General features: G+C 65.2%; 1 protein-coding gene. It reads right to left on the bottom strand.

What is annotated here, in order from left to right:
* The coding region (locus tag HMPREF2581_RS15390; protein WP_042951601.1) for a cbb3-type cytochrome c oxidase subunit I at positions 1–227 on the bottom strand (227 nt) is incomplete at both ends.

Below are 227 nucleotides of genomic sequence, written 5' to 3'. Positions count from 1 at the left end.
GTCTTGATCGCCATCATCGGGCCTTCGAAGGTGGACATGCCGTAGAACGCCAGGGACACCACCAGGAAGCGCAGGATCGGGTCGTCGCGCAGCTTATGCCAGGCCCCGGAGAGGGTCATCATGCCGTTGATCATGCCGCCCCAGCTCGGTGCCAGGAGGATCAGCGACATCACCATGCCCAGCGACTGCGCCCAGTCCGGCAGCGCGGTGTAGTGCAGGTGGTGCGG

It is taken from the genome of Pseudomonas sp. HMSC057H01, from assembly GCF_001836405.1.
GTDB lineage: Bacteria > Pseudomonadota > Gammaproteobacteria > Pseudomonadales > Pseudomonadaceae > Pseudomonas > Pseudomonas aeruginosa.
Note: the sequence above shows the minus strand (reverse complement) of the source record. Positions and strands in the feature narration are given on the sequence as shown.